Raw genomic sequence first — 22,178 nt, 5'->3', positions numbered from 1 at the left:
GTGCCAACGCCGTGATTCAATTGGGTCAGTGCTGGTTTGATAGCGAGTTTTGAGTTCCTCACTACTGAGATGTTTTTCCAGTGTCAGTGTACGTGCCATGCTCCTATTTTATAGTGTTACTGCTTAGCCGGATTTCGTATCAGCTCTGCTTCACATCTTCATTGGGCTGACAATAGAAAACAGCGGTTGCAACACTCAAACGATAGAACCACTATTCAACAACGCCATTTTTTTTACTGAACGACAGCAACAAGCGGAATGGCGATGATAAACTCTGTTCCTACACCGGGAGTAGAAATGTAATCGAGTTTGCCACCGTGTTGTCCGACCACAATTTGATAGCAAATTGATAATCCTAAGCCTGTTCCTTTTCCGACAGGTTTGGTTGTAAAGAACGGATCAAAGAGTTTGCCTTTGATTGATTCTGGAATACCCATTCCATTATCTGAAATTCGGACAATTACCTGTTGAGTTTTATCTAATTCAGTTGATATGGTGATTTGTCCTGGGTTCTGCTGCACTTCCTGAAGTGTCATCTGACTATTGCGCTGATCGATCGCATCAAGCGCGTTCGTCAAAATGTTCATAAATACTTGATTAATCTGTCCTGCATAACACTCGATAAGAGGCAAGTCTACATAATGCTTCACCAGCCGAATTTCAGGGATTTCATGCTTCGCTTTGAAGCGGTATTTCAGAATTAGCAGAGTACTATCAATGCCTTGATTGAGGTCAACCTGTTTTGTCTCGGCTTCGTCAAGGCGGGAGAAGTTACGCAGAGTGGTTACAATTTCTCGAATCCGACGAGTGCCTTCTTGCATTGATTCCAGCATTTGAGGTGCATCTTGCATCAAAAAGGCTAAGTCAATTTCTTCGGCATACTGCTGAATTTCAGTGGCGGGATGAGCGTAGTGCTTTTGATAAAGGCTCAAGGTTGTGAGCAATTCTTCTACATAGCTCTTCGCGTGATTCAGATTGCCATGAATAAAGTTAACAGGATTGTTAATTTCATGAGCTACGCCCGCTACCATCTGCCCTAAGCTAGACATCTTCTCAGTTTGTATCAATTGTGCCTGAGTCTGCTGCAAATCGCGCAATGCCTCCGAAAGTTCCAGGGTACGCTGGTGAACTCGATTTTCTAAATCTGCATTGGTTTGTTCAAGTTCGTGGTTTGCCGACTCTAGTGCCCGGAAAGAATCACGCAGTTGTTGAGCCATTTGATTAAAGGAATGGGCAAGTTCCTCAAACTCTCGAACATGGTCAGGTTGCACAACCAGGTCAAGTTCTCCAGCTGCGATCGCCCTTGATGCAACATTTAATCGTGCGATCGGTTGAGCAATCCAGCGGGAGGTGTAGATTCCTAAAAGCGTAGCGGTTCCCAGTGCGATCAGACAGAGCCAGATGGTGATGCGCGTGTTGTCTTGGATTTGTCCCATAAAATCGGCTTCAGGCACGGCAACCACGACCAGCCAATCTAGCCCCCAAGCATCGCCCCACGGTGTCACTTGCAGAAATTGACGTTGCCCATTCTGCCAAAACTCAAGCTGCTGCTGCGACTTAATTTGGCTCAAATCTTGAAACTGCTGCTGCATATACTGCACCGATGCTTGAATCAGCGGATCGCGGCTCTCCGTACCTCGTAAACGCTGTGGCTTGTTGTTCACAAGTCGATAAGGTTCCTCGTCGGCTGAGCTACCCACTAGCAAACCGTTCCGTTCCAGAATAAAGGTTCGCCCAGAAGTACTTACGGAAAGCTGACGCAGGAAACTACTGATTTCCCAGGTTCGTAATTCCGTCCAGGAAATATACTTCAAACGATCATTTGCATCATAGATGGGGTAGGTTGCTGCCAGCGACAGATGGTAAGGCGGGTCGATCCACTGAAATAAATTCCAGATCGGTTTTTTCTGCTCCACCGTTTGCTGATACCAGGGTTCCTGCTTAAAGTCGAACGTTTTGTTCACTAAATCCAGCGTTGCAGGTTCACCCTGGCTGTTTACCTGGTAGATATAAACGTCGTTATTACCAAACCGCTGAGGCGACAGGATATCGATCGTCACTGGGCTGTTGCGTTCAAATCGACCCACGCCAATAAAATTGCCCGATTCGGAAACCAGGTTGATGTATCCCAGGTTGTAGACCTGCATTTGCTGCCAAAAATACCGCCCTAGCAGATCTAAGTCTTCGGGATTCAGTGCCTTAAGTTCAATTGCTTTTGCATTAAGCTGTGCAATTTGCCGCCCAGTGAAAATAAAATCATCCAGGTGCTGATTAATGCGATTGCTAACGCTCCGCTGCAACTGCACAGCTAAGTCATTTACAGCTCGTTGTCCATTGCGAATCGAAAGGTAACCAGTTAAGCCAACGGCAGCAAAAATCTGTAGCACAAAGGGAACTACCAGTATCACCTGTAAAGGAATTCCCTGACGAGAGCCAATTTTTGCTTTTAACTGCTTTCCCACAATTCTGCTCCAGAACATTCGTGACGTAAAAAGGGTTTTACCCTATCGTCTGCTTTGCAGTTCACGAATTAACGGAGTTTTGCAGGTCAAATATGGTACGTCTTCCTGTCACCGTTGAGCAAGCAAAATTCTTCTAATTAACGACCTGCGCTTACAGGACGAGCGTAAGAACTCTTTCAATGTCTCTTAGTGTTCCCAGTTTGAATAAAGCGATCGCACCTGAGAGCCGGGATGGGTCAAGACAGTCCTGCTTTTTGCCTGGTGAACAGAGGTCTAAGGGCATGCGCCAATAGAACCCTCGCCGCTAGCGTAGGTTGTCATCGATCCTGCCAAGGCAAGCCCACAGAAGCAAATTTGGCGTTGCTGAATAAGCGTATGATACGCCCCCCTAGCCCCCCAACTTTGAGGGGAACCAGAATTCAAAGTCCCCCAGCATTGGGGGATTTAGGGGGCGATGCAGAAGCTAAATTTACACCGTTCATATCCCGATTCAGCAACGCCGCAAATTTTATTGCAGGTAGCTGAAGGTTTTGTGATAAATGCTGCTAATAAAGTCTCCTGCGGTAATGGGCGCATACCGAGCCGGATTCTCAGGACTGGTGCAGGAGGGAAACACCTCAATCACCGTGTCATAGTTAGGGGCAAAGAAGAGTGTTGTCACATAGCGATCGCGGTTAGAGCGATTCAGTGCCCGATGGATGTTTGACTGAAATCGATTATTGGTCCAGCGTGCCATCTGGTCACCAATATTAATGACGAAAGTGCCGGGAATGGGAGGTGCTGCAATCCACTCCCCTGCACTGTTTAAAACCTGCAAGCCCTCAACGTCCTCCTGTGCCAGAATTGTGAAGCACTCATAGTCGGTATGGGCACCGAGGCTGATCTGACGCTCGTGAATTACCCCCGTGCAGGGAGGATAGTGAGACAGGCGAAGTTGGGCTAAGGGTTTCGTCGTTTTGTCATTGAAGAAAGTCTCAGGCAGATCGAGTGCCAAGGCAAAAGCGCGAAATATTCTCGTCCCCAATTGCCGAAGTTCACTATAGTAACGTTCGATCGCTTCCTGAAAGCCGCACAGCTGAGCAGGGTAAACGTTCGGACCATATAGCCACTTTCCTGCCAGCACATCTGGATCGTCCGCAGGCAGATTCAGGGAAAAATCCAGTGCTTCTTTCAAATCAGGTTCAGCGGTTACATCGACACGCTCTTCCAAAAAGGGTACATAGCCACGATGGTTAGAAGAGTTGGAGATGTGAATTTCCATTTTTTCCGCCAAAGGTAGCGAAAAGAAACGTTTGGATTGAGCAAAGGCGTGATTAATAACAGACTGAGGAACGCCGTGATTTTTAATGTAGAAAAAGCCAACCTCTAGGCAGGCTTGACAAATTTGATTGGCAACCTGCTGCCGATCGGCAACGCGATCACTGCTCATCAATGCAAAATCAATTAAGGGAATCGTATCAAATGGAATTTGCTTGGCAGTGATACTCTCAGTGAGGACTTGTCGAATTCCGTTTCCAGTTTCGATTGCTCGCATCGGCAAATCCTTCATAAGATGAATTTGATAATTTGTGATGTTGAGAGAGGAAAAGGGTTCTGCTTTTACAAGAAAAACCTTGCCGCTTTTCCCTTTTTAGGTTCGAGATTCAAGCAGATTGGATGGCATTAATTAAGGCTGGAATCATTGAATGCTGCTAACCAGGTTCTCTGGAAGTGGGGAATTCCATCTTCTAAACCCGCCGCAAATTGTAGAACGCCATAAGCCTGCGATCGAACGCTGGACTGCAATAGCCGCACTGCGCCAAAGTCTTCTTGCAGCACCCGATCGAACTCTGCCCGAAAACTGTCGCGGTTATAGGGAAAAGCGGTTTGCTGCGATCGTGTTTGATAAATTAACACTTCAAATCGTGTCTGAGTTGCGCTCAGAGGTAGCAGTCGAAAAACCGACACATTATCTCTGGCAGTGTTCACCATCCAGTTTGGAAAGATAAACCCTTGATAAGACTTGTGCTGTGGTTCTCCGGCAAATACCTGGTGTTGCTTAATAGAATCCTGAGCTGCATACCCTACACAAATTTGATAGTGCCGCCCGGTAATTGTCGCCTGAATATTGCGCGGATCAAAGCACTGTAAACTCTTGCCGTGAACCGTCGAGAGATGGTATGACTCCAGGTAATTTTCCACCAGAAATTTCCAGTTCACAGGTTCCTCATAAAACCAGGAATCTACCCGCTCCAGTTCTTTCCAGTCATGGTCATACTGCTCCAGGTATGCCGGAAAGCCTGCCAGGTAAGTCTGCAAAGATTCACCTGTGGGGGTCAGATTCACAAAAACAAAGCCTCCCCACGTATCAACCTGCGCTGAGCGCAACTGCACCGCCGATCGATCAATCCCTGGAAAGCACTGCGATTGAGGCAATCCCAGCAGGTTTCCTTCTAGACTAAATCGCCATGCGTGATAATGACATCGGACTTGGTGGCAATTACCCTGATCGACCAGCAACTGCGCTCCCCGATGAGGGCAAACATTGTGAAAAGCCCGCAGGCTCCCATTTTCAGTGCGAATGACAAACAGCGATTGGTCTCCGACTGTACAGGTGAAATAATCCCCAAAATTTTGAACCTGCGATTCTCGACCGACCATTTGCCAGGTATGGTTCCACGATCGCATCTCCTGCTCGAACACATCTGTTTTGTAATAAGCGCGCCCTGGCAGCCCAAACCTGTGAAAATACTCCGATGAGCTACCAGAATCATCGAGCAAATGCTTTGAGGACTGAGCGAGATGATTCATCAAAGACTCCTGATGTTTTACCAAATGAAGAAGCTGTTCGTGTCGATCTGCTTGTGCCAATTTGGAATGAGGTTTCGATACAGAAGGCGAGTGAAAACCTGATCTAATTGTCTTTAACGATAACGATACACTGGCTCTACGATTTGCTGAGTCAACGCCTCTGCTGCCAAGCCCGACCACCACGCATCCATTGCCGTCAACATCGCACGAAAGCCAATTTCAAACGCCTTAAAATGCTCAGGTTTGAGATGATGTGCGATCGCCTTTCGCAAATTTGCTTCGTGTTCTGGTTCCCACTCATTGAGATGCATCTCAAAGAAATACCGTAGCTGTTCTGGCATTGCTCCTTCCAGCAATAAATTCAGCATTCGGACAATGATTTGCAACTCTGGCACTGCAGTTGCTTCCACTGCGAAAGCAGCACCAGACAAGTAAGCAATGGGTTGATGGGTCATCGCCTCCAACCGTTCAAGTAGGGCTGCGGTTGCCGTTGAAGGGACAACTGCTTTAATAGGCACCTTCAAAGCCGTCTCTAACCCCTCCGCTAGCAAATCAGCATGAGGAATTCCCTGCGTTTTGCTGCCGAGCTCCTCAGCAAGATTATCGTCCAGTTCCTTCATAGCAACATCCCAGCCAGCGATCGACGCTTGATTACGCATTGCTTCAAGAAGTACCACCAATGCTTTGGGAAGAATTGAGTACTGCTGCAAGATACAGGTGATTTGAGTAACATTGGCAGCACCCGAAATTCGCACAACTGGATTTTTTTCAGCGTGAACCGCTACATACTCCTCAGACATAGTTTGGCAGAGCCGTAAAGTCAAAGCGTTGAACTCATTCATGGTCAAACACTCTATTTTTAGATGGATTGTGACATTAGGGATTATCAGTTCAGCTCTCTCAAAGCTGATTCAAACCAATGAAAAAGTTGACTGCTTGCACAAACGTTAAGAAATAGGTAGATATCCCAGATTTGCGAGCGAAATGATGTGTTTTAGAAACTGTAACAACACTGAGAAGGGGTAGATTGCAGCAGCTGATGAGTAGCTTCACTGGGAATATATATTAAATTACATTCCCCAACTCCTAAGGGAGATCCGTAGATTTGTGGAATTATCAAAGAACGAATAGAGAAACCTAAGTGAGGATACTCGGAAGCAACGTAAAGATTTCTTGAAGAAACGCCGTTTTACGTAGAATTACGGGCATTCCACAACTCGCATTTTTTTGACATAACCACAAAATCTCGAAAAAGTTCACCCTGCGGTTGCATCGCAAAAACTGCTTGGTAGTGCGTTAAATTAATATGGGATAGGCGGCAATATCGTACTAATCCCACAACCGTGTCGTTAATCCTGCTTGCTGCGCAGCAGTGGATTTGAAGCGACTGTGTTGCCAGATCCAATTGACGTAACTGGTCACCAATCGAGTCTCACTTTGGTTTGTTCCCGCACCTTGCCAAATTGGTTCTGTCGTCAATGCCATCTTCCGGTTTGTTGTCGAATTGTGCCATTCGTCCGCTCTAATCGTTGGATTTTGTCTTTGCCAATGTAGTGTCTAATGTCGGGTGGCAAGACGCGTTCGTATCCATCTCAGTCATCGGTGTCGAACTGCTTGTATATGATTTTTCCTTCTGTGTTGATGACCCATTGCTCAATGAATGCATCGGTGTGTCTGCCCATCCTGGCAGCGAGCAGAGAGGGGACCTACCCCAGAGGCTGAACGGGTAAGTTGCCTCGTTGGGGTCTGTCTTTGCCTGTTCCTTGATTGCTTGGGTTAGCTTGCTGATTTCCTCATCAAGTTTCTTCCAAATATTTCAATAAGATTCAATTACGATTTTGGGTTCAGTTGCCGTAACACAGTTAGGCAGTTCTTGAACCAACTTGTGGCTTATGGTTCGATTTTTATCAGACTCAATCAATTCCCACTGACGAAATTTCATTCTGATCTTATTTTTGACGGCTGCTCGGTCTTCAACTAATTGCTGTCTCGTTCGCGTTAGCATCCGACGTTTGTTGTTCTTGCTGTGCGCTTGGAATGCGATTGCCCTTTAGCCTTCCTGCCTCGAGCAGTTTGGCATTACCTTTTGTCTTATACAATCCAGCATGGGAACATCCATTTCTGCCTCATCCACGCGCTGGAGGAGCACTTCGACCGCCTCAGGTTCGGGCAACTATTCCGGCAGGGGTTGGTTCACTCGCTTCAGGTGGCGAGACTTTTTTAACTCTTCAATGACCGTTGTGGGGCTAATTCCCAACACACGAACCGTGTCCCGAATGCCACTGCCATTGACTGCCATATCCGCAATTTGTTGTTTGACCTCCGGCCAATAGCCCCGGTAAGAATAGTGCCGGATAAAGGTGCTGCGGGGGCAGTAAGGATTGCGGCACTTGTAGCGTTGTTTGCCCTCAGATGATTTGCCATGTTTAACCCCCTTAGAACCGTGACAAGCAGGACAAAGAACAGTTTCTAAAACCATCGGGACGTTTGGAGGTAGACATAGCTCTATTCTCCCTCGCTTCTACGGGTCTAGAACATTGTGATTGGGCTGTTTATCAATCGATACGAATTTGGATGAGCCGTTTGACTGATCCATAGTTCTGAAACGCTACCTTATTGTTTCTTCAGTCTCAAAGGGAGATTGAAGGAGTTCAATTTTAGTCTTGCTTGAGACTCACCTTTATTGTTTTAAGTCTATAAATAATAAAAATTTTCTCATTTTGAGACTAGTTTAGAAACACAGTAGACTCATTAAGAGACATTGTTGCAGCAGGGTAATGTTCTAGCCCCGCGGAAGGGGTTTAGATGGGAAGACTAAATTTATGGCGGTTCACAAATAGTCCGATGACGATGCCACGCATCTGCTCGGGCTTTGAAAAACAAATCGTTTTGCGGGCAAACCTTGGATTCGCGTTCGTAACGTCAGGTGTTTCCGTTCAATTCTTTGGGTGTAATGGCTGGGTAACCGGGCATAACCGCTCCAGCCATCGGTATAGAGTTGCTTGATTCCGAATGACGTTAACAATTGCATCAACAATTCCAGTGCTGCATCAGTATGCGATAGCAATACATCAGCCAAAACTTTTCCGATCGTATGATCAATTGCATTGCATAACATTTTTCTAAGTTTAATTGTTCTGAGTTTCTCTGAGTCTAACTTTTCGTTCATTTGCCAATTGTGGCTTTCGCAATTTTTTGATCGATCGCATTTAGCTTTAAAGTTCAATATTGGGTAGCTGCGATCGTTCATTAGGTTTTCATTGGGCGCTCATTGAAATTGCTTACATTAGATCCGATTAACCACGGACCATGTAAACGATACGGAGGCGAAGCTGCTTCATTTTTGTTCTGGGTATCTAAGCGGCTGGATGTTGAATAACTTGCGATACACTAGCGGTAGACTGGAGATGACTATTCGAGCAGGTAAAGCAGGGGGTAGAAAAGCAGGCAAAAATAGGGGTTAGAATCTAGTCCAAATCTAGTCCATGGATTTAAAGTGATGGCTAAAATGCTTTCAAATAGCCAAATTTGAAGAATTGAGTATTTGCGTAACCCGCAACTAGGCGAGAACGATTTTGTTGCGGCCTCATATGTGACTGCACCCATAAGTTGAGCAACTTGCTCACTTTATGCTTCTAAATAGAACTGCTCAACTGGCGTTGCTGAATCAGGATATGAACGGTGCAAATTTAGCTTCTGCATTGCCCCCTAAATCCCCCAATGCTGGGGGACTTTGAATTCTGGTTCCCCCAAAGTTGGGGGGCTAGGGGGGCGTATCATACTCCGATTCAGCAACACCGCTCAACTTATGGTTCCAATTGCCCTACCCTCAGTACCGGCGATCACTCTATGAGGCTTCCAATAATGGAACATTAACTAGAAATTAATTTCTGCTTGAGACCTATATACTTTTGCGACTTCAGGGTTCCGCTGAATAATCGGTTGTGCGTCGGAAAAGTGTGGGCAGGTAGAATAAAAGCGATGTTGTGGTGGTGTGTTTGCTATGCGCTGTCCCTTCTATGACCATACCAGAGTTTATAAACACGGTCGAACTCGTAAGGGTGTTCAACGCTTCCAATGTCCTGCCTGTCGCCAAACGTCCACCGAAACCCTCGACACGCTTTATACCAATTCTTGAAAATTGAACGACAGATGCTATAAGACGAATAGAGAGTTCAGTCATAACGGATGGTAGGAGTTTACAAACTGGAGATTCAAGAGAGTGAAGATGAGATCAAGCAGTTGCTAAGATCGCAGAAAACAGCAACTGGCCAAGAACGGATTCACTTGCTGTATCTGCTCAAAAGCAAGCCGGGTAAAACCATGCAACAAGCGGCATCATTTTGGGACGACACCGAGCTACGGTACAGGAATGGCTCAAACATGATCCGGAAGGAGGCATCGAGGAATGTTTCAAACTGGCGAAGAGTCAGTTGGGATTAGGGGATTATGAGGTGTGTTCTTGGCAGGGATGGCATCGACCCATGACCCTGGTTTTAGCGGCTCAAGTATTTCTGACCGTACTGCGTTCTCAATCTGACGCACAACCCGTTCTACAGACCTAATTTTCGCTATAGTTGAGGCAATCCATTACCTTTAATATTTCAATATGCTGCATCCGCAGGCATTATCTCTATGAACAACCAGATTTCTTCCCAAAAGCTCTGGCTAGCTTTAAGTTTGCTTGGTTCAGCCTATGCACTTATGGGATGGTACTTAGCAGCTCACCATATCTTTTGGCTAGTCAGTACATTTGTGGTAGGAACAACCCTCACGATCGCCTGGAGAAGCAATCCTGTTCTAGAGTGCTTAACCTGGCTAACCAAGCAGCAGGTATTCGTTCTTATCAGTGCCAGCCTGCTTTTTAGTCTGATCGTAGCATTAACACTTGTAGAACCGATATTGCTGAGCCTTATCCTCTTGCCACTGATCACATTGCTTTATGCACTTCTAGAAATGCGAGCTGCTGGATTAAAGCAACTGGACCTATTTTTATGGTTAGTGATCGTAGCAGGATTGGGGTTAGGAATCGGTGAAGTGGTCGATCTCTTTGTTGCGCCGAGTATGCGGTACTGAAGGAGGGCACTTCTACGTCTGAAGGAGATGATCAAAGTAATCCCCGATAACGAATAAATACTAGAATAACTGCCCATGACCCTAACGCAACCTTAATTGCAACCAGAATGTTGAGTAGAGGAACTACTCCACCACTAAGCAGTGCGCCCAGCTCTCCATGAGGCAACTCAATGCCTATCAGGGTGAACACTGCCAGTACAATAAACATCAGCACGGAAATTTTTTCCCAGGTTGCAGAGTGCCAGCGTTGATAAATTGACTCCATCCACTGCGAAGAGGAGGTGATTGACACCAATCCGATTGCAGTTCCGCCTGCAACGCCTGCTGCAAAGCCTCCTCCCGGGCTCAGATGCCCTCGAATTGCCAGTTCCACCCCCACGATTGCAGCAATTGTTGCTCCAAGTTGTGCCAGCACAATTGAAGGTTGATCACGAAATTGATAGATGCTACAAAACGGGCGTTCATTTGCTAATAGAAAGTGAGCACCCATGATGGCGATCGTAAACACGATAACCTCAAAAATTGTGTCGTATAGCCGATTTCTAAAAATGATGCCTGACACAGCATTTGGCACTCCACTATCCTGCACAACCGCTTCAACGATCGATAAATCAAAACCCCCTGCGGTTGGATTGGGCATGATGAGAAATTTGACGAATAGAGCAATGCCTGCCGCAATATAAAGCCATTTCATCTAATGCTTCTCCCCTGAGTCCTGTACAGTAACGTAAGCAAGACTGGTTGCGGAGGATACCAGTTCTGTTTGCAGAATGCTGTAAAGCCGACGAATGCGAGTGGCTGTGTGATAGGGTTTTTGTACAGATTCGGATGCTGGAGAAATTTGCTGGTTCAGTTGTCGTTGACCGATACAGGTTGCATGAACTTCTTTTTCTATCAATGCTTGACTTAAGGATTCTGGATCAGGGTAGGAAATCAGTTCAAGCCGCAAATAGTATCGACTGGCAATTGTTTTTAAGTCAGCAATTAAGTAGGCTAGGGGTTGATTATTATCTGTCTCGCTCAATGCACTTTTGAGTATACCAATCCGCATTACCAGAGACGAACGGACTGCTACGACATAAAGCGTAATCGCCAACATGGTTCCGACCAATGCTTCGGTTAATGCCACATCGGCTGCTCCTAAAATCGCATAGACTAGAGCTGCCACTGCTCCCAGAATGCCGCGCAATACCAAGGCATTGTAGGGGTTGACCTGAACAGTAAGCATCACCGCTGTCAGTGGCAGGAGCGCAACGATCGCATTAATGTAGCTAAAATCACTAGCGTTCATTATCTCCTCCACCACTAGAACAATATGCCAGTACATAGCCCAGTACCGTATTCCAGATTGCCAGAGAAATCAGGGCAAGAACGAGTAGCGACCATTCGCTAGGAATCTTCAGAAGCAGCCCGAAGATAATACTCATCGACCCAAGTGTATCGGCAACTGAAAGGCTATGCAGCTTAAATAAAACCGATTGCTTGCCAAGTAGGGGAAAAGTTCCCCAAAACCAGAAGACAATTCCCACAATAATGCAGGCATAGCTGAGGATGTTGATCATAATGCATTTATTCGTCTAATCACATGAGCTAGCAGCATTAATCCAGCATTTCCTACACTTAGGATAATGACTCCAACAACTCCAATCATCCAATCATCACGCAAAACAGAGACAACCAAAATCATCACGGATGTCTTCGTTGCGATGCTGGCAAAAGCTAGCATTTTCTGCCAAATATCCTCATCCTGTGAAGCTTCGTAGATAGGAATGAGTAAAGCCAGAATCATGGCAATAAGAATCAGGTTCATGTCCTCTTCCTCCGCTGCACTCGGTGAACTTCGTACCAACCTGCTTCGTGGTATTTCACCACAATTGTTTTGGGTGTAAAGGTAATTAGAAAGATATCTAGAAAAACGAGTCCGGGCGATCGCCTCGGTTTAACTCGCTCCATTGTGATCTCCTCTCGCGTATGGGGATGTAACATTAATTCAAATGCTTCCAAATATGCTTGAGGAATTGCCACAATAATTTCCCAGAGCACCCGCAGCCAATCTTTAAGCGCGCCAAAGGCAGTTTGAGAGTGTGGCAGTAGGAACGCAACACAAATACCGATGATGATATTTGCCACACTTAGATTGGCAGTGAGCAAAAACCAGATAACTAGTCGCAGGATGAGATTGAGATATCCGATCATGCTAGCACCATCCAAAAGAGCAGGATTAGCATCAAACTCATTACTCCAATCAGATGATCAAATTGCTCAAGCAAACGCGGTAACTTGAGAACGGTTTGTCGAAAGATTAGAAAATACGCTAACCAGCCTAGAGCGATTGTAATCAGGGGTTTGACAATATTCGCAAGACTATATGCCTCGTAATACACTAGATTTGCCAGAATTAGTCCCCCAATCAGCAAGACGATCGCTGTCCAGAATCCTGGCTGGTTCTTTTTCGCTTCCGCTTGGTTCTGATGAGGTAGAAAGATAAACTTGGCGAAGGAAATTGCTGTTCCTAGAGCTGCCACATTCATCCCAATGACCTGCCAGGGCAACAGGCTTTTCATCGTCAAAACCTTCGCCCCAAACCCCGATAGCAGAGGAAACCCTGAAATCGAGAAACTTGCTATCACTAAAACAAGCCAAATTGGTGTAGTGAGGGGCTTATGTTGCAGCTCCTTGAGGTTACGGCCGGGCAAAACGCCTGCAATCAGAAAAAGTGCCGACTTTACTAAACCATGCGTTAGCGCATAAAAGCCGCCGACCTCGGGTGCAGCCAGAATAAAACCCAGTTGGGAAACGGTATGAAACGCCAGCATCCGCTTGGTGTCTTTCTCAAAAACAGCATAGCCAACACCCATCAAAGCGGTTCCTACACCAAAAATGCGAATCAAAGGATCAATTTCCTCGATTAGTAAAGCGCAGCGTACGAGCGGCAGAACCCCTGCCTTAACGACCACACCGGACAGCATTGCTGATACAGGCGTTTCTGATTCAGAGTGAGTCAACGGTAGCCACAGCCCCGATACAAAAATTCCGCCTTTAACGAGAAGTCCTAGAAAAATGAGAGCAAGTGCTTCTGGTGGTGCTTCTCGCAATCCGGTAAATGCAAAGGAATGGCTCGCTTGATAAACCAGAACTGCGCCTACCAGATAAAACAGCATGGCAACGTTGCTGGTAAACAAATATCGCAGCCCAACCCAAATCGATCGATCCGTGCGGGGATAAGCAATTAACAGAAACGCGGCAATACTAATGACCTCTAACGCCACATATAAACTGATGAAATCCATACAGGCGAACGCCGAATTGACGCTGCCATGCAGGATGATGGTCTGCATATAAAAGAAGGCTGTTTTATCACTGCCCCAACAATAGAGAATAACGGCGGCTGTCACGACCGCATTCGTTAGAATAAAGAAACCACTCAGCGAATCAAGCAGCAAAGTAACGCCAAAGTGATCCAGTAATTGCAGTGGCAGCGGCGGTTGGGTAAAGAGCAGCAAGGCATAGCCGACCGAAGCGATCGCCACTCCTAGTGATAAATAGCGAGCCAGTTTGGGAAGCAGATAACTGATAAACCCGATGAAAAACGGCAGGCTAATCCAGACGAGCGTGAGGCTACTCATAGTGTGTTATTTTGCTCAATCTCGCTGGTTTCTAACGTTGGGTTATCCTGCGCCAGCTTCATCACGCCGACCAGCATGAGTGCTTGAATTGAAAAGCCAATGACGATCGCTGTTAAGATAACTGCTTGAGGGACAGGATCAGCGTATTTTTCTGTTGAAATATCTGAAAGAATCGGTGTAAATAAACCATCGCGGGATGCAACGAGTACATAGTAGGCAATAACCCCCGTACTCATAACATCCATTGAAATAATCTTCAGCACCAGGCTTTTCTTCAGGATAATACCGAAGAATCCGCACAATATTGTTCCAAATACGCAGGCTTCTAGCACAGTCCCTTCCCCTAACAGCGTTGAATGGATACCCTAAGAGATGCCGAAAACTGTGAGCGATGGCGCAGGCTAGGATTGATCTGGGAGCGCGATCGCCTCAAATTGTTCTTGCGTTCCTGCTTAATGTTTTGCGGAAAGCATAGACTTAATTCAATGATTGACTGAGACTGAATAGCAATATCATTATACTTTGATTCTGGCTCTTACGCGAGTCTTAATGCTATCGATGCATAATCTGATGATTAATTTGATGACTGATCTGATGACTTTAGAGACAGGGTTTGATTATGGAAGCCGTACTATGGGCAGTCTGAATTTCAGGAGAACTAAGAAAATTCTATTAGTTCCAAAGAAAACCTAAATACTTCTAATATTGCGGTTGCTCCCTTTTCTCAATACAGTTCACAAAAGACGCATTGCGTTTGCTTGTTGATGCGCTACATTCATGTCTTGAGTGAGGAAGGTTATCATGAAGAAGCTAGATCAGAATTTGCCGCATTCCCATAATGTGAACGAGGGGTGAGCAATTCATATTTATGGCAAGAATCGCCGCTTGCTTTACACCCTTGATCCTTCTCATGGCTGGAGCGTGCTAGTTGGTTTGGCATTTGGCGCGATCGTGACAGTTGGCTGTGTTGACATTAATCGCTATCCATCCGCCCAGTCTACTGAATCCACTGCTAAACCCATGCAGGCTCCATTATCCGTAGATTGATTTTGTTAAACTTGACGTTCACGATTGCGCCGCACAATCCAATAGCTGATTGACAAAGCAAAAATTGCCAGAGCCAGAGCCATTAGCTCCAGTCCACCTGTTTTGTTAAAGTCAAAAATGATGATTTTACGGGCAACGGCTGTGAGCGATGTGACAATTACCAGTTCCAGTTGAACCACGTGCTTTCTCAAGTAGGCAGTGATGTTTTCTAACAGCTCCAATGCGATCAGGATATTGAGAAATAAGCCAAACATCGAGAGCAGCGTTACTGTAAAGAACTCATCTGGATTTGCAAGTTTATTATTAAACCAGACTTCTCGAAGGAGAAAAATAAAGAGTTCGGTTACTGAAGCGAAAATCACGCCTGTCATGGCGATCGAGAGAATCTTCGCAACCCATGTTTCTACCTTTTTCAGCAGACTCAAGAATCCGTCATCGCTGACGGCCGATCGAACGGATTGAGTGAATTGCTGCCAGGGGTTCATAGTGGCTGATCTAAACTGGCACTGGTCAATCTTCGTTTAAATCCCCCTGAAAAAGGGGGACTTTTAGTTACCTATTTACCTTTATGGTAATGTTTGAGGTTCACGCTTCATCGTCCCTGTCTCAATCAACAGTTCGGATTCATCAGAATCTGAAGACTGCCCAAACGCCAGGCGTAGGAAGGGTGGCGCAAGGAATGTGGTTAAAATTACCATTGTAATAATCGCTGCCTCTAGCGGTTTACTCAACACGCCACTGGCAGAACCAATCCCGGCAAACACTAGACCGACTTCACCACGCGGAATCATGCCCACGCCGATCGCCAGACGGTTAATGCCAGGTTGACCAAACACCGCCCAGCCGGTCACAACCTTGCCGATAATTGCTACGACAATCAGAAATGCCGCAATCACCAAGCCTTCCCGGTTTGCGGCAACAGCCGGGTTCAGTACGCCCAAATCTGCTTTTGCGCCCACCGTCACAAAGAAAACGGGAACCAGGATATCGGCGATCGGAATGATTTGCTGATCAAGTTCCTTCCGGCGATCGGTTTCATCCAGAACTAACCCCGCTGCAAATGCACCCAAAATTGCTTCCAGATGAATTGCGTTTGCCAGAAACGCCATCAGGAACGCAAAGATCAGGGCCGGAATTACCAGTTTGCCGCGTGTCTGGAGTTTGTCTACGATCGTCACAAATGCCTGATTAAAGAACTTGCCCAACAGGATTGCACCCAGCAGGAAGCCCGTCGCGCTGATGATGAGATAAACCACGTTCATCACATCGACTTCACCCGTCTTAGCAAGACTGGCAACCACCGCCAGCACAATAATGCCTAGCACATCATCAATGACTGCCGCACCGACAATGATCTGTCCTTCCCGCGCCTTGAGTCGCCCCAATTCCGATAACACTTTTGAAGTAATACCAATACTGGTTGCCGTCAACGCTGCTCCGGCAAAAATCGCAGGAATTGCAGCGACATGAAACAGCAGCATCAGCCCTACCGTACCTGCGGCAAAGGGAACCGCTACTCCCACGCAAGCAACGATCGCCGCTTGATAGCCCACCTTCTGCAACTCGCGCAGATCGGACTCCAAGCCAATTTCGAACAGCAGAATGATTACGCCAAGCTCTGCTAGAAGCGAAATAATCTCGCTTTGTGACTCAAACACTTCGATGACGGCTTGAGGTGTTAAGCCCCCAACCCATTGCAGAATCGGCATTAGCAAAGAATCAGTTGCCTGTGCGCCACTCTCTGGAAACACCAGCAAATGAAATGCTGAAGCTCCGACCAGCACACCGCCAATCAATTCGCCTAGCACAGGCGGAAAATCTAACGCTTTTGAAATTTCACCACCCAGCTTACTAGCGAAGTAAATAATCACCAGACTCAGCAGCACCCCCGATAAAACGATGGACGCATTTTCAGGCGATGCCATTGCTAATGTCGGAGAATAAGGATTCATCCAGGAGAATCCGGTTGATACCAAATTTGTCCAAATTGAAAGCACATTAGGTGCAATCCAGACCATGTGTGATACCTCTGTGATGGTTGTGTCGCAAAAACTTTTTAAGGACAAACAATCTGTATCGTTTGCGTTCCCTTAAGCAGCAATTCCAAAGATCGCTTCGATAAACTTCACTTGAGACACATTGTCCCCTTGTTTGACTTCTTTTACTTGTCCTTTCCGAATTATATTCATCGCTTCAATCCCGCTCAACGTTCATCTTGCTGCGTTGAACGTCTTAAATCCCATCATCGGCTTCACGATGCGCTTGATCGATCGATGATCCTGCTCAACCCCATGATTCAAATATTTGCTCTGCCTTAATTCGGTCTCTTTTTCAATCGTTTCATCTGCTTTGAGCGTTTCCATTGCCGCTGGGTAAGCCGTATTCTTGTCCACTGTTATCTCCCGTGGAGCTTGAGTGTGCTGACCCTTGAGTACTTTGTGCAAGAATCTTGCCGCTGCCTTGCCATCTCGCTTGGCACTGAGCATAAAGTCCAGCGTATTACCCTGGGAATCCACAGCGCGATATAGATACTTCCACACTCCCCTAACTTTGATGTAAGTTTCGTCCACGCGCCATAAGTCGTTCGTCGGTTTCAGGTGTCGTCGAATCCGTTTGTCTAGCTCTGGTGCGTACCTCAACACCCAACGGTTGATGGTCGAGTGATCCACTCCCATGCCGCGCTCCTGCATCATCTCCTCCAAATCGCGGTAGCTGAGGGAGTAACGGCAGTACCACCGCACGTTCAGCAGGATGATTTTGGGCAAGAAGTGCCGCCACTTCAACAGAGAAGCAGTAGACATCGGAGGAGGAGGTTTAGTCCTATTTACCTTACCACCCACCAGTTTTTGCGACACAACCAATAATCACGCCGATTTCAGCAGAACCGAAATCGCTTCACTTTGCGACTCAAAGATCCGGGTCAGCGCATCCGGTGCCATTTGATTCAATTCTTGCAGCGCCGTCATAATCACCGAGTCAGAAGCAGACAGCCCCCCTTCGGGAAAGTTCACTAGGTGCAACGCCGAAACACCAACAATTACACCAGCGACCAGTTCCCCCAGGACGGGCGGAAAACCCAATCGCCTAGCAATCTCTGCGCCGAACTTGCTGGCCAGATAAATCACCACCAGCGTCAGCGATACGCCAGACAGAATAATGGGTGAATCCTCAGCAACAACGGTCGCCAGGAATAGTATCGGAGCCATGAGAGCGGCTATCCCCCCACTGAAAGGAGGCAGAATGTTGGACAAAATCATGAGTTTAAAGCGATGAAGGTTAAAGGTTAAAGGGAGTCATAAAACTGTGGAAGGGTATGAAAAAAGCAACCGATCAAGGACGGTCATGCTTTGGATGCGGTTGCCTGGATCGAGACAAGCCTAGTCGTCAATGAGCGACGCGGGCGAATAGGTGTTGAGATTATCTTGAATCACAATCAGCTCCTCCGCTTGGGCATCATCTAAATCGACTAACGTTTTGAATAACGATCAACAAAAAGCCGGGGCATGACCCGGCCATTTAGGTCTGCGTCGTCTCGATTCAACAGCCGTCTGGTCCACAGAAGCTGTGCCCGTACAGTACCTCCGCGTCACAGATATAGATCATGCCCGCAAAATCGAGGAAAAAATTCACTGCGACCTTATCCGCAATATTCTCGGCCATATCCCGATCCGGGGTGAGCACCTCGAATTTTATATTCGCCGTGGTGTCAGAAACGTTGGGTTGTCCTGACGAGCGCACGTTGCGACTGCCTTTACCGCCAGTTTCCACCACCGTATAACCAGTCGCCCCGCATTCATCGATGATATTGGCGATCTTTTTCAGCAGAATCTTTTCCGTGACGATGACAAGCTTTTTGGCTGGCTTTGCCATGTTGATTACCTCCGTACCTATGTATCTTGATCTTGTATATTGATCTACTCGGTCTGCCGGGTCAAGGAAGCACCGACAGACCGCGACCCGTCGGGATTAGCGGCCGCCTATCGCCTGGGCGAGTCCGAGGAAGAGCGGTATACACAAGCCGATCGCAACGGGCGTACCGATGGCTGTGGAGGCCCCGATGTAGGCGGAGGGATTGGCCGACGGGATACCGGCTCGCAACGTGGGCGGACCTGAAATGTCTGAACTGGAGGAGGCGATAACAGCCAGAACCACGACACCGCCCAGGCTGAATCCTGCGACGTAGTGGGCAATCATGCCGAGACCGAAGGCGATAAGCCCATGCACAAACGGTGCTACCACGCTATACACGACGTACCACTGGGCCACCTTACGCAGTTCGCCAAGCCTTGACCAAGCCTCCATACCCATGACCAGCATCAAGATCGAAAGCAAGCCGCGAAAGGCGGGATCGTAGAAGCTTTTATAGACACTTTCCGGCTGGGCTAATATGCCAAGAGCAATGCCGAGCAACATTGCCGATAGGGCAGGTCCCTGGAGGCTTTCCTTCACGATCGGCCATATTTTGACCCGATTATCCGCAGACTGTTGCTTTCTGAGATACTCTTGTCGGCTGCTGGGATAATCACCTGCGGGACTGGAAGACGTGCCTGCGGGACTGGGATAATCGCCTGTGGTACTGAAAGACGTGCCTACAGGTAGAGATGCGCCTGCGGTACTGAAAGCCGCGCCTGCGGTACTGGTATATTCTCCTGCGGGACTGTGATACTCCTGCTTACTGAGAGACTCGCCTGCTGCACTACGCTTCTTCTTTTTGAGATAAATGTTGGCCACCACAATCGCTGTTACGAGCGCTGGGATATCCATGAAGGGATAGAGTGCGCCAGCCCATGCCTCGTATTGGATGTTTTGTCCCTCCAGTACAGTCAGGGCGGCGGCCATAGTAGAGCCACTCACAGCACCAAACAACCCCCCGGTCGCAATCGCATCTACGGTTTTGACCTTCGGCAGCTTGGCCAATGTATAGCGCGCGATGAATACAATGAGAATTCCTACTGCTATAGCAAACGCTACGGGTAACACCATCTCCGTTAGGTTGGAATTGCGGATCGCCTGACCACCGGTCAGACCGATTTTCATGAGCAGCATGAAGACGATGATCTGAGTAATCGCCTCTGGAATTACCAATTCGCTACCAAGGGCGGCAATGACCATACCACCAATCAGAAAGCTGAGTGTTGGGGACTGCAATTGCTGAACGAAGTCCATGAAAAACAAGGACAAAAAATCCACGAATACCTCCTTATGCCTCCTCTGAAGAGGGGTGACTATTGTGATAGGTGAGCTTTAAAGGGTAAGGGAGAAGCGTTTCACCCCTACAGCACAGGTGTTCGGCGAGAACATGTCGCCAGGGTGTTTAGAATGGCCACTCTTCCAATGGGACTGGAAGGTGATAGCTGTCCTGCATTACAATCCATAGACTTTTATCTATAATTACCCGAAGCTCCATGCCTTTAAGTCTATATGTTGTGCTTAAGTCTATCGTTAAATCCGCACAAATTTGCGATCGCTTCACATGAATCTGCTAAGTAATGTCAAATGCAAATCATAAGTTTCCTTTTATTCTCAGAAAATCCGTATATTTTTGGTCAACGTGAATTGCGATCGCAGAGTTTTCTCAATGCGATATGCCCTTTACCAAATGCTCTATGCAACCAGAGAGCGTCTGTCTCTTCTCGCTGACCATATTCCATAGCGCGCGATGAATACAATGAGAATCCCTTTAACGAAGTCCATGAAAAACAAGGACAAAAAATCCACGAATACCTCATGCATCCTCTGACGAGGAGTATTGCAATAAATGAGCTAGATGAACCTTAACGAGTTAAAGAGAGCAGGAGGGAGGCACTTCACCCCTACAGCGCAGGTGTTGCACGAGCACCCATTGACTGGGCTTACGGTTATTGGCTCGGTCGGTTCAGAGATCAACGTTGGGGCGCTGCTAACCAGGGCGGCAAAAGAGTCGCCACAAACCGCCCGTAGAGTCTACCGAGAGCCCCCACCCCAGAGGCAACGCCGAAGTCCAGAGCCAGGAGTAGACAACGGCAGTCGTGACATCGCCGAAGATATCGCCTCGGCGGTTATTAAACCGGATGAGATTGGTGATTGTCATAATTGAGATAAACGAACAGTAGATCAAACTAACTAGAAGCAACCCATTTCATAGAAAGGATCACCTATAGATAAAAATCGGCTGGAGAATGGGATTTGGTATCTGCGATCGTGCGCTCAAAGAAGTCTCAACAACGGACTGCCGAGAATGATTGCTGAGCGACTTCAAGCTCTGAAACGCTCCAATCGCCAAGGACTGCGCTCGGGCAATTGTTTTTCGTACCCCAACGCAGTATTGAGAATTGGAGTGAGCTTATGCACCCACTCATGCGCCTGCGGTTGACCAATGCCGAACAAAAAGCCTTGCACTTCCTGCGTCGGGTACAGTCGGAAATACACCAAAATAAACAACAGCTTATCCCAATTGTCCTGCAACTGCGGTTTGCGTCCACGGCCATAACGTCTTGCTCGGGGGGCTTGAATGTGATGCTGCTCCAGGTAGTCCCCCCACGCTCGCTCAAAACTGACAAACAACTGCTCGAACTCGTCTACGCTCAACCCGGTTAGGCTTTGCAAAACACGTGGTTTATTTTGAACTTGAGCATAGTTGAGCATGGTTCCTTACTGCCTCACACTCGTCAGGTCATGCTTCAAAGTCAATCTTATTTCCGATGAAGTCTAATAAATTTTGCTTGAAAGACGCTGTTCCCTTGTCCAGCTCCTTTCACTTGTCCTTTTCTGATCATATTCATTGCCTCAATCCCTTGCAACGTTCTTTTGGCACTATTGATTGGCTTGAACCCCATCATTAATTTAGTAATTCGTTTGATGTTTCTGTGGTCTTGCTCAACCACGTTATTCAAGTATTTCACTTGCCGCAACTCAATTTCTGCTGCCAGTGCTTCATCATCCGTCAGGATTTCCATTACCACTGGATAAGCTGTGTTATTGTCCACCTTAATGACTCGTGGAGCCTGAGTGTGCTGCGCTTTGAACACTTTACGGAAAAACCGAACGGCTGCTTTGCTATCTCGTGAGCGCACTCAACATGAAATCTAGTAGTTCACCAAATAAACTTTGCCTAGTTAGCATGCTTTAATTTAGGATAGAGATGCCCTAACCGAATGCGCGCACCTGCACTGGAAAATCTCCAATTGACCCTGGCTTT

At 47.1% G+C, this 22,178-nt stretch carries 22 protein-coding genes and 3 pseudogenes; 4 read left to right on the top strand and 21 right to left on the bottom strand.

From position 1 onward, the window contains the following. Nucleotides 1–233: 233 nt before the first annotated feature. From NDI45_RS27725 to NDI45_RS27705, 5 genes are all read right to left on the bottom strand, one after another. On the bottom strand, nt 234–2,462 hold the full coding sequence (locus NDI45_RS27725) for an ATP-binding protein (protein ID WP_348249675.1): 2,229 nt from the start codon (nt 2,460–2,462) through the stop codon (nt 234–236). 508 nt (nt 2,463–2,970) lie between these two features. Next, complete coding sequence (locus NDI45_RS27720; RefSeq protein WP_348249674.1) at nt 2,971–3,996, bottom strand: 2-oxoglutarate and iron-dependent oxygenase domain-containing protein; 1,026 nt, start codon at nt 3,994–3,996, stop codon at nt 2,971–2,973. Nucleotides 3,997–4,124: 128 nt separating this feature from the next. Further along, nucleotides 4,125–5,252, bottom strand: a complete 1,128-nt coding sequence (locus NDI45_RS27715) for an aromatic ring-hydroxylating dioxygenase subunit alpha (RefSeq protein WP_348249673.1) — start codon at nt 5,250–5,252, stop codon at nt 4,125–4,127. Between the two features lie 113 nt (nt 5,253–5,365). Beyond that, nucleotides 5,366–6,094 (bottom strand): DUF3865 domain-containing protein, encoded by a 729-nt coding sequence (locus tag NDI45_RS27710; protein WP_190790784.1) that lies wholly within the window; start codon nt 6,092–6,094, stop codon nt 5,366–5,368. A gap of 1,331 nt (nt 6,095–7,425) precedes the next feature. Beyond that, complete coding sequence (locus NDI45_RS27705; RefSeq protein WP_190790785.1) at nt 7,426–7,731, bottom strand: IS1 family transposase; 306 nt, start codon at nt 7,729–7,731, stop codon at nt 7,426–7,428. 1,524 nt (nt 7,732–9,255) lie between these two features. Between NDI45_RS27705 and NDI45_RS27700 the strand changes: the two genes are divergently transcribed. The 3 genes from NDI45_RS27700 to NDI45_RS27690 all read left to right on the top strand — a co-directional run bounded on the left by NDI45_RS27700 (nt 9,256) and on the right by NDI45_RS27690 (nt 10,328). Beyond that, nucleotides 9,256–9,390 carry an IS1 family transposase gene (locus NDI45_RS27700; protein ID WP_190790787.1) on the top strand — a complete coding sequence of 45 codons (135 nt, stop codon included), beginning with the start codon at nt 9,256–9,258 and terminating at the stop codon, nt 9,388–9,390. A gap of 205 nt (nt 9,391–9,595) precedes the next feature. Next, nucleotides 9,596–9,817: a hypothetical protein gene (locus NDI45_RS27695; protein ID WP_190790788.1), complete on the top strand. Its 222-nt coding sequence runs from the start codon at nt 9,596–9,598 to the stop codon at nt 9,815–9,817. 70 nt (nt 9,818–9,887) lie between these two features. Then, nucleotides 9,888–10,328, top strand: a complete 441-nt coding sequence (locus NDI45_RS27690) for a hypothetical protein (protein ID WP_190790789.1) — start codon at nt 9,888–9,890, stop codon at nt 10,326–10,328. A 31-nt stretch (nt 10,329–10,359) separates the two neighbouring features. Here NDI45_RS27690 and NDI45_RS27685 read toward each other — a convergent pair whose 3' ends face one another. The 7 genes from NDI45_RS27685 to NDI45_RS27655 are packed head-to-tail and all read right to left on the bottom strand — an operon-like array spanning nt 10,360 to nt 14,286. After that, a complete protein-coding gene (locus NDI45_RS27685; protein WP_190790790.1) occupies nt 10,360–11,022 on the bottom strand; it encodes a Na(+)/H(+) antiporter subunit B in 663 nt (220 codons plus the stop codon). Further along, nucleotides 11,023–11,619 carry a DUF4040 domain-containing protein gene (locus NDI45_RS27680; protein WP_190790791.1) on the bottom strand — a complete coding sequence of 199 codons (597 nt, stop codon included), beginning with the start codon at nt 11,617–11,619 and terminating at the stop codon, nt 11,023–11,025. Beyond that, the gene (locus NDI45_RS27675; RefSeq protein WP_190790792.1) at nt 11,609–11,890 is read right to left on the bottom strand and encodes a monovalent cation/H(+) antiporter subunit G; all 282 of its coding nucleotides are present in this window, start codon (nt 11,888–11,890) and stop codon (nt 11,609–11,611) included. Before NDI45_RS27675 ends, NDI45_RS27680 begins: the two co-directional genes overlap by 11 nt. After that, nucleotides 11,887–12,138: a hypothetical protein gene (locus tag NDI45_RS27670; protein ID WP_190790793.1), complete on the bottom strand. Its 252-nt coding sequence runs from the start codon at nt 12,136–12,138 to the stop codon at nt 11,887–11,889. Before NDI45_RS27670 ends, NDI45_RS27675 begins: the two co-directional genes overlap by 4 nt. After that, nucleotides 12,135–12,524: a Na+/H+ antiporter subunit E gene (locus NDI45_RS27665; protein ID WP_190790794.1), complete on the bottom strand. Its 390-nt coding sequence runs from the start codon at nt 12,522–12,524 to the stop codon at nt 12,135–12,137. Before NDI45_RS27665 ends, NDI45_RS27670 begins: the two co-directional genes overlap by 4 nt. Then, nucleotides 12,521–13,954: a cation:proton antiporter gene (locus NDI45_RS27660; protein ID WP_348249672.1), complete on the bottom strand. Its 1,434-nt coding sequence runs from the start codon at nt 13,952–13,954 to the stop codon at nt 12,521–12,523. The genes NDI45_RS27665 and NDI45_RS27660 overlap by 4 nt, the downstream gene beginning before the upstream one ends. Further along, nucleotides 13,951–14,286: an NADH-quinone oxidoreductase subunit K gene (locus tag NDI45_RS27655; RefSeq protein WP_190790611.1), complete on the bottom strand. Its 336-nt coding sequence runs from the start codon at nt 14,284–14,286 to the stop codon at nt 13,951–13,953. Before NDI45_RS27655 ends, NDI45_RS27660 begins: the two co-directional genes overlap by 4 nt. A gap of 553 nt (nt 14,287–14,839) precedes the next feature. On the opposite strand from NDI45_RS27655, the gene NDI45_RS27650 reads away from it, so the two are divergent. Beyond that, complete coding sequence (locus NDI45_RS27650; RefSeq protein WP_190790610.1) at nt 14,840–15,001, top strand: hypothetical protein; 162 nt, start codon at nt 14,840–14,842, stop codon at nt 14,999–15,001. 5 nt (nt 15,002–15,006) lie between these two features. Here NDI45_RS27650 and NDI45_RS27645 read toward each other — a convergent pair whose 3' ends face one another. From NDI45_RS27645 to NDI45_RS27605, 9 genes and pseudogenes are all read right to left on the bottom strand, one after another. Then, on the bottom strand, nt 15,007–15,486 hold the full coding sequence (locus tag NDI45_RS27645; protein WP_190790609.1) for a phosphate-starvation-inducible PsiE family protein: 480 nt from the start codon (nt 15,484–15,486) through the stop codon (nt 15,007–15,009). Between the two features lie 81 nt (nt 15,487–15,567). Beyond that, nucleotides 15,568–16,953, bottom strand: coding sequence for a cation:proton antiporter (locus tag NDI45_RS27640; protein WP_242067183.1), 1,386 nt, complete (start codon nt 16,951–16,953; stop codon nt 15,568–15,570). A gap of 138 nt (nt 16,954–17,091) precedes the next feature. Continuing rightward, a pseudogene (locus tag NDI45_RS27635) lies at nt 17,092–17,802 on the bottom strand (IS6 family transposase). A gap of 66 nt (nt 17,803–17,868) precedes the next feature. Further along, a pseudogene (locus tag NDI45_RS27630) lies at nt 17,869–18,258 on the bottom strand (cation:proton antiporter); the annotation flags it as partial. 280 nt (nt 18,259–18,538) lie between these two features. Then, nucleotides 18,539–18,871, bottom strand: coding sequence for a hypothetical protein (locus tag NDI45_RS27625; RefSeq protein WP_190790607.1), 333 nt, complete (start codon nt 18,869–18,871; stop codon nt 18,539–18,541). A 96-nt stretch (nt 18,872–18,967) separates the two neighbouring features. Further along, nucleotides 18,968–20,191, bottom strand: a complete 1,224-nt coding sequence (locus NDI45_RS27620) for a sodium-dependent bicarbonate transport family permease (protein ID WP_348249671.1) — start codon at nt 20,189–20,191, stop codon at nt 18,968–18,970. A gap of 663 nt (nt 20,192–20,854) precedes the next feature. Further along, nucleotides 20,855–21,071, bottom strand: a pseudogene (locus NDI45_RS27615) (sodium-independent anion transporter); the annotation flags it as partial. 164 nt (nt 21,072–21,235) lie between these two features. Further along, nucleotides 21,236–21,625, bottom strand: a complete 390-nt coding sequence (locus tag NDI45_RS27610; RefSeq protein ID WP_348249670.1) for a transposase family protein — start codon at nt 21,623–21,625, stop codon at nt 21,236–21,238. A 47-nt stretch (nt 21,626–21,672) separates the two neighbouring features. Continuing rightward, entirely contained in the window at nt 21,673–22,008 is a 336-nt protein-coding gene (locus NDI45_RS27605) for a DDE-type integrase/transposase/recombinase (RefSeq protein ID WP_348249669.1), read from the bottom strand. Between the last annotated feature and the right edge of the window lie 170 nt (nt 22,009–22,178).

Origin of the sequence: Leptolyngbya sp. GB1-A1 (assembly GCF_039962475.1) — a bacterium.
Lineage (GTDB): Bacteria > Cyanobacteriota > Cyanobacteriia > Elainellales > Elainellaceae > Leptolyngbya_A.
Note: the sequence above shows the minus strand (reverse complement) of the source record. Positions and strands in the feature narration are given on the sequence as shown.